Annotated in this window: 7 protein-coding genes; 6 read left to right on the plus strand and 1 reads right to left on the minus strand. The window is 73.9% G+C overall.

Annotation, left to right across the window (positions count from 1 at the left end; genetic code table 11):
* Positions 1-78 precede the first annotated feature (78 nt).
* The 6 genes from ACFYO9_RS16410 to ACFYO9_RS16435 all read left to right on the plus strand — a co-directional run bounded on the left by ACFYO9_RS16410 (position 79) and on the right by ACFYO9_RS16435 (position 15,359).
* The gene (locus tag ACFYO9_RS16410; protein WP_358778961.1) at positions 79-1,074 is read left to right on the plus strand and encodes an ABC transporter substrate-binding protein; all 996 of its coding nucleotides are present in this window, start codon (positions 79-81) and stop codon (positions 1,072-1,074) included.
* Positions 1,071-2,105, plus strand: coding sequence for an iron chelate uptake ABC transporter family permease subunit (locus tag ACFYO9_RS16415; RefSeq protein ID WP_358778960.1), 1,035 nt, complete (start codon positions 1,071-1,073; stop codon positions 2,103-2,105). The genes ACFYO9_RS16410 and ACFYO9_RS16415 overlap by 4 nt, the downstream gene beginning before the upstream one ends.
* A 71-nt stretch (positions 2,106-2,176) precedes the next feature.
* The gene (locus ACFYO9_RS16420; protein ID WP_358708076.1) at positions 2,177-3,106 is read left to right on the plus strand and encodes an iron chelate uptake ABC transporter family permease subunit; all 930 of its coding nucleotides are present in this window, start codon (positions 2,177-2,179) and stop codon (positions 3,104-3,106) included.
* Positions 3,107-3,140: 34 nt separating this feature from the next.
* Positions 3,141-3,926: an ABC transporter ATP-binding protein gene (locus ACFYO9_RS16425; protein ID WP_358778959.1), complete on the plus strand. Its 786-nt coding sequence runs from the start codon at positions 3,141-3,143 to the stop codon at positions 3,924-3,926.
* A gap of 1 nt (position 3,927) precedes the next feature.
* Complete coding sequence (locus ACFYO9_RS16430; RefSeq protein WP_358778958.1) at positions 3,928-13,962, plus strand: amino acid adenylation domain-containing protein; 10,035 nt, start codon at positions 3,928-3,930, stop codon at positions 13,960-13,962.
* On the plus strand, positions 13,959-15,359 hold the full coding sequence (locus tag ACFYO9_RS16435) for an MDR family MFS transporter (RefSeq protein ID WP_358778957.1): 1,401 nt from the start codon (positions 13,959-13,961) through the stop codon (positions 15,357-15,359). The genes ACFYO9_RS16430 and ACFYO9_RS16435 overlap by 4 nt, the downstream gene beginning before the upstream one ends.
* A gap of 50 nt (positions 15,360-15,409) precedes the next feature.
* Here ACFYO9_RS16435 and ACFYO9_RS16440 read toward each other — a convergent pair whose 3' ends face one another.
* Positions 15,410-16,303 carry a geranyl diphosphate 2-C-methyltransferase gene (locus ACFYO9_RS16440; RefSeq protein ID WP_355819628.1) on the minus strand — a complete coding sequence of 298 codons (894 nt, stop codon included), beginning with the start codon at positions 16,301-16,303 and terminating at the stop codon, positions 15,410-15,412.

A 16,303-nucleotide genomic window follows, 5' to 3' on the forward strand; every position in this document is an offset into this window, starting at 1 on the left:
GGTTCGGACCCCGGGGGGTCCTGTCTCTCAAAAACATCAACTAAGGTTAGCCTTACCTAAGCAACAGGGAGTGCATGTATGTCCATACGCAGATCGTCGGGGCTGATCGGAGCCGTGGCGCTGGCCCTGGCGTTGACCGGGTGCGGGTCGTCGGACGGTGGCTCGAAGGACTCCGGGAAGGGGTCGACCCGGGTGTTCGCCGCCGACAACGGCAAGATCAAGATCCCCGCCGACCCGCAGCGTGTGGTCGCCACCGGGTACGCCGTGCCCGTCCTGATCGAGGCCCATGTGCCGCTGGTCGGGGTCTCGTCGTGGAAGCGCGGCGAGCCGATGATGAGCGGGCGTGACCTCGCCACGTACAAGAAGCTCCCCAAGGTGGCGGGCGAACAGGCGGCAGAGACCAACTACGAGGCCGTCGCCGAGGCAAAGCCCGACCTGATCGTGATCGGCGTGCCGAAGCCGGCCCTCGGCGACGTCGACGTCAAGCGTCTCGAGTCCATCGCACCCGTGGTGGCGATCGGCCCGACCGTGCCGTCCATGTGGCGCCAGCAGTCCCGTCAGCAGGCCGACGCGGCGGGCGGGCTCGCGAAGTTCGACGCCATCAAGGACACCTACGAGGCCAAGGCCGCGAAGCTGGCGAAGAAGTACCGCAAGGTCCTCCCGCAGCTGAAGCTGGGCCACGTCGGCGCGTACGGCGAGAGCGCCAAGGGCACCTGGCAGCGGGAGTTCGGCCGCTCCTGGGGCACCAACATCGCCGAGGACGTCGGCGCGACGTACTACGGCAAGGTCAAGAAAAAGGGGCCCGGCTCGCGCGCCGTCAGCGAGTACCCCTCCCTCGAAGAGCTCCCCGACGCGCTCGGCGAGGCCGACGCCATCACGTACTCGGTCAACGCCGACGGCAGCGTCCCGCAGCCGGTGAAGTACGTCATGGACTCCAAGCTCTGGAAGAACCTGCCCGCCGTCAAGGCCGGCAAGACCTTCCCGCTGCGCTACACCGAGGCCGCCACGTACGGCCAGGCCATGCGGACCCTGGACGCGATCGACACGTCGTTCGCGCCGCTCCTGAAGCGGTGACCGTCGCGGGCCGCGCCCCCGAGGCGCCCGGAACCCGGCGGGCCGGACCGCGGATCGGACCGCAGATCGCCCTTCTCGCCGGCGGGGTCGTCCTGCTCGTGGTGGTCGCCGTGCTGAGCGTCGGCGTCGGCGCCCGGCACATCGCGCCCACCGAGGTCGTCCGCGCCCTCGTCGACAGCCGGGGCACCGACGACCACGTGATCGTGCGCGACGTCCGCGCGCCCCGCGCGCTGCTCGCCGTCGCGGTGGGCGCCGCCCTCGCGGTGGCCGGCGCGCTGATCCAGACGCTGGCCCGCAATCCGCTGGCCGAACCCGGCATCCTCGGGGTCACCGCGGGCGCCGGGTTCGCCATCACCGTCGGCTCCGGACTGGGTCTCGCCGCCGGGCAGACCGGCCAGTTGGGCTGGTCGGTCACCGGCTCGGTGCTCGCCGCGCTCCTCGTCGCGGCCGTCGGGCGCCGCTCCCCGCTGCGCCTCGTACTCACCGGCGTGGCGCTGACCGCGGTGCTCGGCGGCATCGCGCTGGGGCTGCGGCTGATGCTCCCCGACACCTTCGACGTCTACCGGTTCTGGTCGGTCGGCTCGCTCGCGTCCCGCGAACAGGCCCCGCTGGCATGGCCGTTGACCGCCATCGCGGTGTCCCTGCTCGGCGCCCTGCTGCTGAGCCGGGCGCTCAACGCGCTGGCGCTCGGCGAGAACGTGGCGCAGACCCTGGGCGCGAGCGTGGTCCGCGTACGGGCCTTCGCCCTCGTCCTGATCACCGTGTTGAGCGGGGCGGCGACGGCGGTGGCCGGGCCGGTCCTGTTCGTCGGCCTGATCGTGCCGCACCTGGTGCGCAGGCCGGCCGGCGGCTCGGTGCCGTGGCTGCTGGTCTACTCCATGGTCCTCGGGCCGATCCTGCTGCTGATCGCCGACATCGGCTCACGCGTGCTGCTGCCCACCGGTGAGGTGCCGGTGGCGATCGTCACCGCCTTCCTCGGTGGACCCATGCTGATCTGGGCCGTCCGCCGGTACGGGGCGGGGTCGCTGTGAGCGTGCTGCACATCCGCGGAGTGCGGGCCGAATGCCGCACGGTGGTGCTCGTCGCCGTCCTGGTCCCCCTGATGCTCGCCCTGGCCCTGACCGGACTCTGCTACGGCGCGTCCTGGTCCACCCCCGACGAGGTGTTCTCCGCACTGAGCGGCGCGGAACCCTCCGTCGTCATTTCGGACTGGCGGCTGCCGCGGGTACTCGCCGGACTGGTCTTCGGCGCCGCACTCGGCGTGGCCGGAGCCCTCTTCCAGAACCTCACCCGCAACCCGATGGGCAGCCCCGACGTCATCGGCCTCGACGCGGGCGCCTACACCGGCGCCCTCGTCGCCCTCACCGCCCTGTCGGGCACCTCCGCCCAACTCGCCGTCGGCTCCGTGACCGGCGGGCTCGTCGTCGCGGCCGCCATCTACCTCCTCTCCTTCGACCGGGGCTTCTCCGGACTGCGTCTCGTCGTCATCGGCATCGCCGTCAACGCGATGGTGACCGCGGTCAATTCGTGGATCGTGCTCCGCGCCGACCTGGAGGTGGCGATCGCGGCGGTCGGCTGGAGCGCCGGGTCGCTCAACGGCGTCGGCTGGTCGGACCTCGGCATCCCGTTCACGGTGATCGGCGTGCTGCTCGCCCTCATGGCCACCCGGGCGCACGCCATGCACCAGGCGTCGCTCGGCGACGCCGTCGCCGTCACCACCGGCGTCGGCCTCGACCGGCTCCGCCTCGTCATGGTCCTGGTCGGCGTCGGCTGCACGGCGACGGTGACCGCGGTGGCCGGGCCGATCGCGTTCATCGCGCTCGCCGCCCCGCAGATCGGCCGCAGGCTCGCCGGAGCGGCCGGTGTCCCGCTGCTGCCCGCGGCGCTCACCGGGGCGGTGCTTCTCCTGGGCGCCGACCTGATCGCCCAGATGCTGCTGGCGCCCGTCGCGCTGCCGGTGGGCGTGGTGAGCACCGCGATCGGCGGCTGTTACCTGATCTGGCTGCTGACCAAGGAGGTGAGGCGCGCATGACCGCACGCCCGCTGACCAAGGAGGGGGTACGCGCATGACCGCACGCCTGACCGCGCGGGACCTCACCCTGCGCTACGGGGACCGCGTGGTCTCCACCCGGCTGAGCCTCGACGTCCCCGACGGCGCGTTCACCGCCGTCGTCGGCCCCAACGGCTGCGGAAAATCAACCCTGTTGAGGGCCTTCGTACGGCTGCTGCGCCCCGACAGCGGCCACGTCGAGCTCGACGGCCGCGAGGTCTCCGCCCACCCGGCCAAGGCCCTCGCCAAGCAGCTCGGCTTCCTGCCGCAGGACCCGCAGGCCCCCGACGACATCAAGGTCCGCCAACTGGTCGGCCGGGGCCGCTTCCCGTACCAGTCGCTCCTCGCGCTGTGGTCCGCCGACGACGAGAAGGCCGTCACCGCGGCGATGGACGCCGCGGGCGTCACCGACCTCGCCGAACGGCCGGTGCGGGAACTCTCCGGCGGACAGCGCCAACGGGGGTGGATGGCCATGGTGCTCGCCCAGGAGACCCCCTATCTGCTGCTCGACGAGCCGACGTCCTTCCTCGACATCACCCACCAGTACCAACTGCTCGGCCTGCTGGCCGCGTTGCGCGACCAGGGCCGCACCGTCATCGCCGTCCTGCACGACATCAACCAGGCGTGCCGCTACGCCGACCACCTCGTCGCCATGAAGGACGGCCGGGTGGCCGCGGAGGGCGACCCCACGGACATCGTGGACGCCGCCCTGATCAAGGACGTCTTCGACCTGCCGAGCGTCATCGTCCCCGACCCGGTGACCGATACGCCGATGGTCGTCCCCACCCTGCAAGGAGAATGAGTTGAGCACCGCAAGCGTCTCCTCGGACGGCCTGCTCCCGTTGACCGGCGCCCAGATCGGCATCTGGAACGCCCAGCGCCTGGAGCCGGACTCGCCGTACTACGTCGTCGGCGACGTGGTGGAGATATCCGGCGGCGATCCCGTCGACGTCGGCGCGCTCGTCGAGGCCGTCCGGGCGACCACCGAGGAGGCCGAGACGCTGCGGCTGCGGGTGTACGACACCCCCGATGGGCCGCGCCAGAAGGTGGGCCAGGAACCGGTCCCGCCGCCCCGGGTGGTCGACGTGAGCGGGGAGGCCGACCCCGTCGCCGCGGCCCACGCCCTCGTCGACGCGGAGCGGGCCCGGGTGGGCGAGGCGTGCCGGGAGATGGTGGACCGGCCGCTGTACGCGCGTACCGTCATCAGACTCTCCGACCGCGAGGTCTGGTACACCCAGCTCGGCCACCACCTGGTCTTCGACGGCTACACCGCGGCGATGCTCGCCCGCCGCACCGCCGCCCGGTACACCGCCCTGGTCCGAGGGACCGACCCGCGCCCCTCAACCTTCGGCGGCTTCGCCGACTTCGTGGCCGCCGACACCGCCTACCGGGCGAGCGACCGGGCCCGCGAGGACCGCGCGTACTGGGTCGAGCGGTTCACCCCGCTGCCCGACCTCGGCGACAGTGACGCCGCCGCCGGCGCGCCCGGCGCCACCCTGACCGCCCGCGCCGCCCTCTCGCCCGGGGAGACGGCTCGGCTGCGCGCCTACGCCGAGGAGCAGGGTGTCACCTGGGGCGAGGCGCTGATCGCCGGCTACGCCGCCTTCCTGCACCGCATGTTCGGCCGCACCGACATCGTGTTCGCCCTTCCGCTGATGTGCCGCGCCGGCTCGGTCGAACTGCGCACCCCCGCCATGGCCGTCAACATCCTCCCGGTCCGGATGAGCGTCCAACCCGGCGACGGGCTCGGCGAGTTGAGCCGCCGGGCCGCCACCGTCCTGAAGGAGATGCGGGACCACCAGCGCTACCGCGGCGAGGACCTGCCGCGCGACCTCGGCGTGCCCGGCGCGGGCGCGCTGTTGCACGGCCGCGGGATCAACCTCAAGGCCTTCGACCTGGCCCTCGACTTCGCCGGGGCGAGCGGCGTGATGCGCAACGTCGCGGGCGGGCCGCCGGAGGACATGGGCCTGAGCGTCCTGCCCGCACGCGACGGCGGACTGCTCCTCGGCTTCGAGGTCGACGCACGGACCAACGACCAGGCCGCCGTCGATGCCCTCCTCGCCGGGCTGCGGACCCTGCTCTCCCGGCTGATCGACGGCCTGCCCGTGGGACGCATCGCCCTGGCCGACGACGCGGACCGGCTCCTCGCCGACCGGTGCCCGCCCGCCCTGCCCGGCACACCCGTCGACGTGCCGACGGCGTTCGACGCGATGGCCGCCGCCGACCCCGACGGCACGGCACTGGTCTGCGGCGAGCACCGGCTGACGGCCGCCGCGCTGGCCGACCGCGTGCACCGCGTCGCCCGTGCGCTGCGGGCCCGCTCCATCGGGGCCGAGGACGTCGTCGCGCTGGCCCTGCCGCGCTCCGCGGACTCGGTGACCGCCCTGCTCGCCGTCATGGACGCGGGCGCCGCGTTCCTGCCCCTGGACACCGCCCACCCCGCCGGGCGGCTGCGCGACCTGCTCGACGACACCCGCCCCGCCCTCGTCCTGACCGCCACCGACACCGTCGACGGGCTGCCCTGGCACACCCTGCTCGACGAGGCCGCCGCCCTGTCCGGCGCGCCGCTGACCGCCGCCGAACTGGCCGCGCCCCGCCACCCCGAACACCTCGCCTACGTGATCCACACCTCCGGGTCCACCGGCCGGCCCAAGGGCGTGCTCGGCCGGGTCGGCGGACTCGCCTCGCTCCTGCACCACCAGCGCGCCACGGTCGTCGCCGAGGCCGCACGCGCCGCCGGCCGGCGCCTGCGCGCCTCCCACACCTACTCGTTCGCCTTCGACTCGGCCTTCGATCACCTGGTCTGGCTGCTGTGCGGCCATGAACTGCACGTCTACGACGCCGACACCGTCCGCGACGCCGACGCGCTGCTTGCCGCGTACGACCGCGACGGCATCGACATCGTGGACACCACGCCCTCCATGGCCGCGCCGCTGATCGACGGCGGGCTCCTGGAGCGCGGGCCGGCGCTGCTCGTCCTCGGCGGCGAGGCCACCCCGCCCGCCCTGTGGCGGCGGATCGCCGACTCCGGGGTCACCGCGCGCAACCTCTACGGGCCCACCGAGGCCACCGTCGACGCCACCACCGCACGGATCGACGGCGACAACCCGACGATCGGCCACCCCCTCGCGGGCACCCGCGTCCATCTCCTCGACAGCGCCCTGCAGCCGGTGCCGCACGGGCGCACGGGTGAGCTGTACCTGGCGGGACCGCACCTGGCCCGCGGCTACCTCGGCAGGGCGGGAGCGAGCGCCGAACGGTTCGTCGCCGACCCCTTCGGCGCGCCGGGCGAGCGGATGTACCGCACCGGTGACCTGGCCCGCTGGGTGCCCGGCCGGGGCGTGGAGTACCAAGGCCGCGCCGACGGGCAGGTCAAGATCCGCGGCCACCGGGTCGAGACCGGCGAGGTCGAGGCCGCACTCGGCGCGCTGCCCGGCGTCACCGCGGCCGCCGCCACCCTCCGCTCCTCCCGCCTCATCGGTTACGTGGTGTCCACCTCGCTCACCGGGGACGCGGTGCGCGGCCTGCTGGCCGAACGGCTGCCCGACCACCTGGTGCCCGCGGCGGTCGTCGTCCTCGACTCGCTCCCGCTCACCCCCAACGGCAAGCTCGACCGCGCCGCCCTGCCCGCCCCCGCCTCCTTCGGCGGCGGCCGGGAGCCGAGCACCGAACGGGAGCGGCTGCTGTGCGCCGTACTCGCCGACGTGTTCGAGGTCGAACGGGTCGGCGTCGACGACGACTTCTTCGCGTTCGGCGGCGACAGCATCACCGCCATCACCCTCAGCAGCCGGCTCCGGGCCAAGGGCCTCGACCTGCGGCCGCGCGACCTCCTGGCCCGCCGCACCTTCGCCGCCCTCGCCGCGTCCGCCGGGCTCGTCGAGGACGCCGCCGAGCCCCCGGACAACTCGACCGAGTCGACCGAGCCGACCGGGCCGGTCCCCGCGCCGCCCATCGTGCGCGGCCTGCTCGACCCGCACCCGGACGTCGACGTCGTCGCCGGGTACGCGCAGTGGACCGCCCTGAGCGTCGACGCACTCGACCGCGCCGACCTGGTCGCGGGCGTCCAGGCCGTGCTCGACCACCACGACGCGCTGCGGCTGCGCGTGGACGACGGCCTGGAGGTGCTGCCCGGCGGCGGCCTGGAGGTGCTGCCCCGCGGCGCCGTACGCGCCGTCGTCGACGAGGTGCACGGCGCGGACACGACCACCGTGGCCGAACGCCTCGCCGGTCAACTCGACCCACGTACCGGCGACTTGGTGCGCGCCACCCTGATCCGCACCGAAGACGACGAGGCCGACCTGCTGGTCGTCGTCGTCCACCATCTCGCCATGGACGGCGTGTCCTGGCGCATCCTGCTCCCCGACCTGTACGCGGCCTGCACGGGCGCCGCCCTCGAACCCACCGGCACCTCATGGCGCCGCCACGCCCTGCACCTGGACGCCCAGGGCGAGTCCGGAGCGCGACGCGGCGAACTCGACCACTGGCGGACCGCCCTCGGCTCCGCCGCCCGGCTCGGCGCCCGCCCCCTCGACCCGGCACGCGACACCGTCTCGACCGCCCGCCGGTCGACCACCGTGGCCTCGCCGGAGACCACCGAGGCACTCCTCACCACGCTGCCCGCGGCCTACCGCGCCGGCGTCGACGAGGTGCTCCTGGCTGCCCTCACCCTCACCCTGCACGCCTGGGGCCTGCCCGGGGACGCGGTCACCGTCTCGATGGAGGGCCACGGCCGCGAACACCTCGAACTGTCCCGTACGGTCGGCTGGTTCACCTGTGAGTACCCGGTGCGGGTGCCCATGGAGGGCGAGGCGGGACGCGCGCTGCGCGCGGCCAAGGAGGCCCGGCGCGCCGTCCCCGACGGCGGCATCGGCTACGGCGTCCTGCGCCACCTCGACCCGCTGACCCGCCCGGAGTTCGGAGCCGTGCCGCCCCCGGACGTCCTGCTCAACTACCTCGGCCGGTTCGGGTCCCTGCCCGGCACCGGCTGGCGGCTGCCCGAGCGCGACGCCTTCTCGGTGACCGAGCCCGGCGCCAAGGCACTTGAGCAGGTGCTCGCCCTCAACTGCTTCGTCCACGAGGAGGGCGCGCCCCGGCTCGCCGTCGAGTGGACGGCCGCCTCCGAGGTGCTCGACGCCGCCACCGTGACGGCCCTGCGGGACACCTGGACCGCGACGCTGGACGCGCTGGCCGAGCACGCGCGCCACACCTCCGGCGGGCTCACCCCCTCCGACCTGCCGCACGTCGACCTCGACCAGGCCGCCATCGACGCCATCGAACGCACCGGCCGCATCGGCCGCATCGGCCGCATCGCAGACGTCCTGCCCGCCACCCCGCTGCAGGTCGGCCTCTCCTTCCACACCCTCGTCCGCGACGACCGGGACGCCGACGTCTACGTCGTCCAGGCCGTGACCACCCTTGTCGGCGACCTCGAACCCGGCCGGATGGCCGAGGCCGCCCGCGAACTGCTGCGCCGCCACCCCGCGTTGCGCGTCCACCTGGCCACGGCGGGGGACGACGTCGTCCAGGTCGTCCCCGCCGACATCGCCCTGGACTGGCGCGAGGACGACCGGTTCCCGCAGGCCGCCCGCGCCGAACTGGAACGCCCCTTCGACCCGGCACGCCCTCCGCTGATCCGCTTCCTGCTGTCCCGCGTCGGGCCCGCCGAGCACAAGCTGGTCATCACCAACCACCACGCGCTGCTCGACGGCTGGTCGATGCCGCTCGTCGGCCGCGCCCTGCTCGCCCTCTACGCCGAGCTGAGCGGCGGCCCCGCCGCCCCCGCCGCCCCGCCCCTGTCCGAGTACTTCCACTGGCTTGCGGGGCGCGACCACGACGTGGCGCTCACCGCCTGGCGGGACGCGCTGGCCGGCGTCGACGACGCGACGCGCCTCGCGCCCGCGAGCGTCGAGCGCGGCGTCCAGCGCCCCGGCCGCGAAACCGTCGCGCTCGGAAGGGAGTTCAGCGCCCGGCTGCGCGCCTTCGCCCGCGAACAGGGCGTCACCCTGACCACCGTCCTGCAGACCGCCTGGGGCCTGCTCCTCGGCAGGCTCACCGGCTGCCGCGACGTCGTCTTCGGCTGCCCCGTCTCCGGGCGGCCCGCCGAGGTCGACGGCGTGGAGTCGATGATCGGCCAGCTCGGCACCACCATCCCGGTCCGCGTCCGGCACACCCAGGACCAGACCGCCCGGGACCTCATGGCCCAGGTGCACGCCGAGAGCGTCGCGCTGGCCGAGCACCACCACGTCGGACTCCCCGAGATCCAGCGGGCGGTGGGCGTCGGCGAACTCTTCGACACCATGCTGGTGATGGAGAACTTCCCGCTGTCCAGCCGGAAGCGCACCCCGCTCGCCCCGGGCCTCGACCTCGCAGGCGTCGACATCACCGACGCCACGCACTACGCGCTGACCGTCATCGTCATCCCCGACGACGAGATCACCATCGGCCTCGGCTACCAGCCGCGCGCCTTCGACGCCGCCACCGTGCGCGACCACGGCCGCCGGCTGCACACCCTGCTGCGCGAACTCGTCGCCGACCCGGCGCGCCCCGCGCTCCGGCTGCCCACGCTCGACGCCGACGAACGCGGGCGGATCCTGCGCACCGGCACCGAGACCGTCCCCGCCAAGACCCGCGGCCACTGGCTGACGGAGTTCGCCGCCTGGGTCGACCGCAAGCCCGACGCCGAGGCCCTGGTCTGCCGCGACCGCAGCCTCAGTTACGCCGAGCTCGACCGGCGGGCCAACCGGCTCGCCCACGCGCTCATCGCGCACGGGGTGCGGCCCCAGGACCCCGTCGCCGTCCTGCTCGGCCGCGACGTCGAGATGACCGTCGCCCTGTTCGGCGTGGCCAAGGCGGGCGCGGTGTACGTGCCGATGGACGCGAGTTACCCGCGCGAGCGGCTCGCGTTCATGTTCGACGACATCGACCCCGCCGCCGTCGTCTCCACCGGCGCCGAACTGCCCGTCGCCCGCGAGATCCCGGTCCTGCGCCTCGACGACCCGGCCACCCTCGCCTCCGTACCCGACACCGACCCGGCCGATGCCCGTGCGAAGCTCACCGACGACGCGCTCGCGTACGTCATCTACACCTCCGGCACCACCGGCAGGCCCAAGGGCGTCTGCGTCACCCACCGGGGCGTCCCCGACCTGATCGCCCTCCAGGAGGAGGTCGTCGGCGTCACCGAGCACGACCGCTATCTGCACTTCGCGTCGACCGGCTTCGACGTCGCGTTCTGGCAGACCATGGTGCCGCTGCTGTCCGGCGGCACCTCCGTCATCGCCCCCGAAGAGGTGCGCGTCCCCGGCGACGAACTCCTCGACTACATCGCCGAACACCGGGTGACCGGAGTGAATTTGCTGCCGTCGTTCCTCGCCGCGATGCCCGACGACCGCACCGTCGACCCCGACGTGTTCTTCGTCGTCGGCGCCGAGCGGCTCGATCCCGAGCTGGCGCGCCGCTGGGGACGCGGCCGCCGGGCGCTCTTCAACGCGTACGGCCCGACGGAGGTCACCATCAACTCGGTGACCTGGCACTACGACCCGCAGGACGAGGGCCCGCTGCCGATCGGGCTGCCTGACCCGAATGTCCGCGCCTACGTGCTCGACGGCGGACTCCAGCCCACCGGCACCGGTGTGACGGGCGAGCTGTACCTCGGCGGGCCCAGCGTCGCCCGCGGCTACCTCGGTCGCCCCGGCCTGACCTCCGAGCGGTTCGTCGCCGACCCGTTCGGACCGCCCGGCGAGCGGATGTACCGCACCGGCGACCTGGTGCGGTGGCGGCCCGACGGGCAACTCGTGTTCCTCGGCCGCGCCGACCACCAGGTCAAGGTCCGCGGCTTCCGCGTCGAACTGGGCGAGATCGAGTCCACGCTGACCGGCCACCCCGACGTACGGGCCTGCGCCGTGATCGTGCGCGAGGGCCGGCTCGTCGGTTACGTCATCCCGGCCGACGGCGCCGACCCGGACACCGCACAGGTCCGCGCGTACCTGGCCGACGCGCTCCCCGACCACATGGTGCCGACGGTCCTCGTCCCCATCGACCGGCTGCCGCTCAGCCCCAGCGGCAAGCTCGACCCCACCGCGCTGCCCGCCCCCGAGACGGCGACCGCCGCACGGCGCGCGCCCGCGACCGAAGCCGAAGCGGTGCTGCTCGACGTCTTCCGGGACGTCCTCGGCACCGACGCCGTCGGACCCGACGACGACTTCTTCGCCATCGGCGGCGACAGCATCGTCTCGCTCCAAGTCGTCTCGCGCGCCCGGCGCCAAGGCCTCGGCCTGACCGCACGCGACGTGTTCGAGGGACTGACCGTCGCCGGGATCGCGGCCCGCGCCCGCGCCCTTCAGGCGGGGGAGGCGCCGGCCACCGGCGACGCGCCGCTCACCCCGATCATGCGCGACCTGCTGCGCTGGGCCGGAGCTGCGGCGGACGGGTTCTGCCAGTGGACGGAGATCTGCGTCCCGCCCGGCGGCGACTCCGCCACCTGGCACACCGTGCTCGACACCCTCCTCGCCCGGCACGACGTCCTGCGCGCCCGCCTCACCGACGACGCCCTGCACATCCCCGAGGCCGGCACGGTGACCGGCGCCGACGTACTGACCTGCGTACGGGCGACCGACGACGACCCGCGTCCGGTGATCGACGCCCACGTCGCCGCGGCCCGCGCGGCGATGAACCCGCGCACCGGCCCCATGCTGCGCGCGGTCTGGGTCGACGCCGGGCCCGGACGCCCGGGCAGGCTCGTCCTGATCGCCCACCACCTCGTCGTCGACGGCGTCTCCTGGCGCATCCTCCTCGACGACCTGGAACACGCCCACGCCGGAAACGCCCCGGCCCGCCACGGCGAGTCCTTCCTCGGCTGGGCACGGACGCTGCGCGACGCCGACCGCCGGGCCGAACTGCCGCACTGGCGGCGGATGACCGCCACCCGGCCGCTCGCCGCCCGCCCGCTCGACCCCGCGCGGGACACCGTGGCGACGGCACGCCACCACGAGCTCCGCCTCGACGCCGCGTCGACCCGTGCCCTGATCACCACCCTGCCCGCCGCCCACCGCAGCACCCCGGACGCGGTCCTGCTCACGGCGCTCGCCCGGGCGGTACGGGAGTGGCGCGGCGCGCCGGAGGTGCTGGTCGCGTTGGAGAGCCACGGACGACCGCACCAGGTCGACCTCTCGCAGACCGTCGGCTGGTTCACCGCCGTCCACCCGGCACGGCTGCACGCCGACGACGACGTGCGGGCGGTCCGGGAGCGGTTGCGCGCCCAGGGAGACGCGCTCGGGCACGGCATCCTCACCTCGGCGGGGTTGCTCGACCCGGTGGAGCCCGAGGTCGCCTGGAACTACCTCGGCCAGTTCCCCGGCGCACCGTCCCGGGAGACCCCCTGGCAGCCGGCCCCGGACGCCGACCCGCTCGGCTCCGGCGGCACCGGCGAACTCCCCCTGCCGCACGGCCTGATGGTCAACGCCCTGGTGCGCGACGACGCACTCGGCGTCCGGATCACCTGGCCCGCCGCGCTGTTCACCGCCGAGGAGATCGCGGAGCTGGCCGAGTGCCTGCGGGCCGCCCTCCTCGACCTCGCCGCCGCACCGGAGATCTCCGCGCTCGACCACAATCGGGCGGTCGCCGAGATCCAGCCGCTCACCCCGCTCCAGGAAGTGATGCTGAGGCACTCGCGCACCGAGCGCCCCGACCCGTACACGGTGCAGTCGACGTTCTCCCTGGCGGGCGCGCTCGACATCGACGCCCTGCGCGGCGCGGGCGCCGACCTGCTGGCCCGCCACCCCAACCTGGGCGCCGTCTTCCCCGCCGACCTCGCGGTGATCCCCAAGTCGCCGACGCCGGCCTTCCGCGTCGTCGACGGACCGGCCGACGCGGTCCTCGCGGCCGACCTGGCCGAGCCGTTCGACCTCGCCGCGGGCCCGCTGCTGCGGCTCACGGTGATCCGGACCGGGCCCGGGCGATCGCACCTGGTCATGACCAGCCACCACGTGCTCTCCGACGGCTGGTCGGCGCCGCGTATCCTCACCGAGCTGTTCGACCTCTACACCGCGCGGGTCCGCGGCACGGCCCCCGACCTGCCCGCCCCCGTGCCGTTCGGCGACTACCTGCGCTGGCGCGCCGACCACGAACCCGAACTCGCGCCGTGGGCCGCCGAGTTGGACGGCCTGCCGGAGGGTGCGTACCTCGCCGGGAGCGACACAGGCCCGGCCTGGCAGGACCCCACGCTCATCGGCTTCGACGCGGAGCTGGTGGCCGACCTCGGCCGGCTCGCCGCACGCCGCGGACTGACCCGCAACACGCTGGTGCAGGGTGCCTGGTCGGTCCTGCTCGCTCGGCGCTCGGGCCGCACCGACGTCTGCTTCGGCGCCATGGTCGCCTGCCGCCCTCCGGAGCTGGCGGGCGTCGAGGAGATCGTCGGCCTGCTCGCCAACACCGTTCCGGTACGGGCACGGCTCGCCGGCACCCTCGCGGAGACGCTCACCGAACTCCAGGCCCGACAGCGGGCGTTGGTCGACCACCACCACGTCGCCCTCTCCGACCTGGAGCGGCTGACCGGGCGGCGCAGGCTCTTCGACAGCCTCGTCGTGTTCGAGAACTACCCGGTCGACCCCGACCGCCTCCGCGAGCCTGCCCCCGGCCTCACGGTCGTCGGCACCCGGTTCCGCGAGTCCACCCACCACCCGGTGACCCTGACGGTCATGCCGGACGGCGACGGCTGGACGGGTGTCCTCGCCCATCGTGCCGGAGTGGACGTCGACGGCCTTGCCGACGAACTCGTCGCCCTGCTGCGTTCCCTGGACCGCCACCTCGACGACGACGTCAGCACCTTCCTGGAGGTGCGATGACCGGCGCCGTCGCACCACCGCCCAAACGGGTGGACGGGGACCTGCTGCGGATCGCGTTCATCCTGGTGCTCGGCACCTTCATGGCGACGCTCGACGCCACCATCGTCAGCGTCGGAATCGACAGCCTGACCAAGGAGTTCGACGCCTCCGTCGCCGACATCCAGTGGGTGAGCACCGCCTATCTGCTGGCCGTCGTCGGCGCGGTGCCCGCCTCCGGCTGGCTGGCCGACCGGTTCGGCGGCCGCCGGGTCTGGCTCACCGCCGTGGGCGTGTTCCTGCTCGGCTCGCTGCTCTGCGCGCTGGCGTGGTCGGCGGCCGCGCTCATCGTGTTCCGGGTGGTCCAGGGCCTCGGTGGCGGGCTGCTGCCCGCCACCGGACAGGCGCTCCTGGCCCGGGTCGCGGGACGGCACCGCACCGGCCGGGTGATCAGCGTCGTCGCCGTCGTCCCGCTGCTCTCACCGGTGTTCGGCCCGCTCGTCGGCGGCGCCCTGCTCGGGGTGGCGTCCTGGCCGTGGCTGTTCCTGGTCAACCTGCCGATCGGCCTGGTCGCGGCCGCCCTCGCCCGCCGGTACGTGCCCGACGTGCCGCCCTCGCCGCGGCGCACCGCGTTCGACCTCCGGGGCGCCGCGCTGCTCTCGCCCGGTCTGGCCGTCCTGGTCTACGGGCTGACCGAGGTGGCCCACGGCCGCACCCTGCCGGCCGTCGTCGGGGTGGTGGCGGGCCTGGCGATGCTGGCCGCCTTCACCGTGCACGGGCTGCGGACCGCAGGGACACCGCTGGTCGACCCGCGCTTGTTCGCCCGGCCGCCGTTCGGTGCCGCCGCGCTCGCGCTGCTCGTCCTGGGCGCGTCGGTGTTCGGCACGACGTTCCTGCTGCCGCTGTACTTCCAGACGGGCCGGGGCCTGACCCCGTGGGAGGCGGGACTGCTGCTCGCACCCCAGGGGCTCGGGGCGGCAGCGGGATCGGTCCTGGTCAACCGGACCATCGACACGGTGGCGCCGCGGACCCTGGTGGTCACCGGCATCGTGCTGATCGTCGCCGGCACGGTCCCGTTCACCCGGCTCGGCCACGCACCGCCCGACGCGGTGATCATCGCGGCGCTCGCGGTGCGCGGCATCGGGATGGCGATGATCGGCGCACCGGTGATGAACATCGTCTACAGCCGCATCGAGCCCGAACACCTGCCGCGGGCGTCCGGTGCCCTCAACCTCCTGAACACGGTGGGTGGTTCGGTGGGAACCGCCGCCCTCGCCGTGGTCCTGCAGAACCGGCTGTCCGCCCGGCCCACGGACATCTCGTCGGCGTTCGGCGACACCTTCTGGTGGGTGCTCGCCTTCTGCCTGCTCGCGGCGGCGGGGGCGACGCGACTGCCCCGTACGCGGCCCAAAAGGGCATAGGCGAGAGGGAGGGCTCGCGACTGTCGGGCCCTCCCCGGTCGTTCCGTCGCTCAGACGCGGTCGGCCGCGATCAGCAGGTACTGGAAGGACCCGTCACGGTAGGAGTTGATGAACGCGTCCTCGATCCCCGTCACCAGCGAGGACGTCGCCCGCAGCTCCCAGTACGGCAGCGTGTCGGGCGTGAGGTCGATGACGGCCTGCGGCACGAGGCGGTTGTCGGCCATGGCGCGCAGGTACTCGCGGCGGGAGTGGATGTTGCACTCGAAGTGCGCGTTGATCTGCGAGACCCACTTCGAGGGCTGGCCGTACCGCGGATTCCAGCAGCCGGTGATGGTGACGTAGCGGCCGCCGACCTTGAGGACCCGTGAATGCTCCGCGAAGAGGTCCTCGAGGTCGACGTACATGCTCGACTCGTTGTTCCACGACGCCGCGGCCTGCCCGGTCTCGAAGGGCGTGGCGAGCATGTTGCAGACGCGGGCCCGGACGTAGTCCTGGATGCGCAGTTCGTGGGCGCGCCCGTTGGCGAAGTCGGCCTGCTTCGCCGAGAGCGTGACCCCCTCGACCTTGCAGCCGAACCGCTGGTGCGCCATCACCATCGAGCCGCCGCGGCCGCAACCGGCGTCCACCAGCATGTCGTCGCGTCCGATGTCGCCGAGGTGCCCGAGGAGGTACTCGGCCTGCGCCGACTCCAGCCGGTGCAGCTCGGCGATGAGCTTCTTCTCGCTCTCGCTGTCCCCGGGGTCGCCGAGCGCGCTCCGGTCGACCTCGCCGATGCCGTAGTGGTGGTGGTAGAGACCGTCGACATCGCCGAGACGCAGGTTCACGGGCCGGGCCTCGCCGTCCCAGTAGCGGGCGATGTCCCCCTGGTAGGGCGTCGCCGGGCCGGGGATGCGCAGGGGGGTGGCGGCGGTGGCCGGGGTGGCGGTGAGTTCGGTGCTGGTCAC

This window comes from Streptomyces sp. NPDC005863 (assembly GCF_042871345.1).
Lineage (GTDB): Bacteria > Actinomycetota > Actinomycetes > Streptomycetales > Streptomycetaceae > Streptomyces.

Coding starts and splice junctions, on each gene's coding strand:
- ACFYO9_RS16435 (WP_358778957.1), top strand. CDS start 13,959: ATGACCGGCGCCGTCGCACCACCGCCCAAACGGGTGGACGGGGACCTG.
- ACFYO9_RS16410 (WP_358778961.1), top strand. CDS start 79: ATGTCCATACGCAGATCGTCGGGGCTGATCGGAGCCGTGGCGCTGGCC.
- ACFYO9_RS16425 (WP_358778959.1), top strand. CDS start 3,141: ATGACCGCACGCCTGACCGCGCGGGACCTCACCCTGCGCTACGGGGAC.
- ACFYO9_RS16420 (WP_358708076.1), top strand. CDS start 2,177: ATGCTCGCCCTGGCCCTGACCGGACTCTGCTACGGCGCGTCCTGGTCC.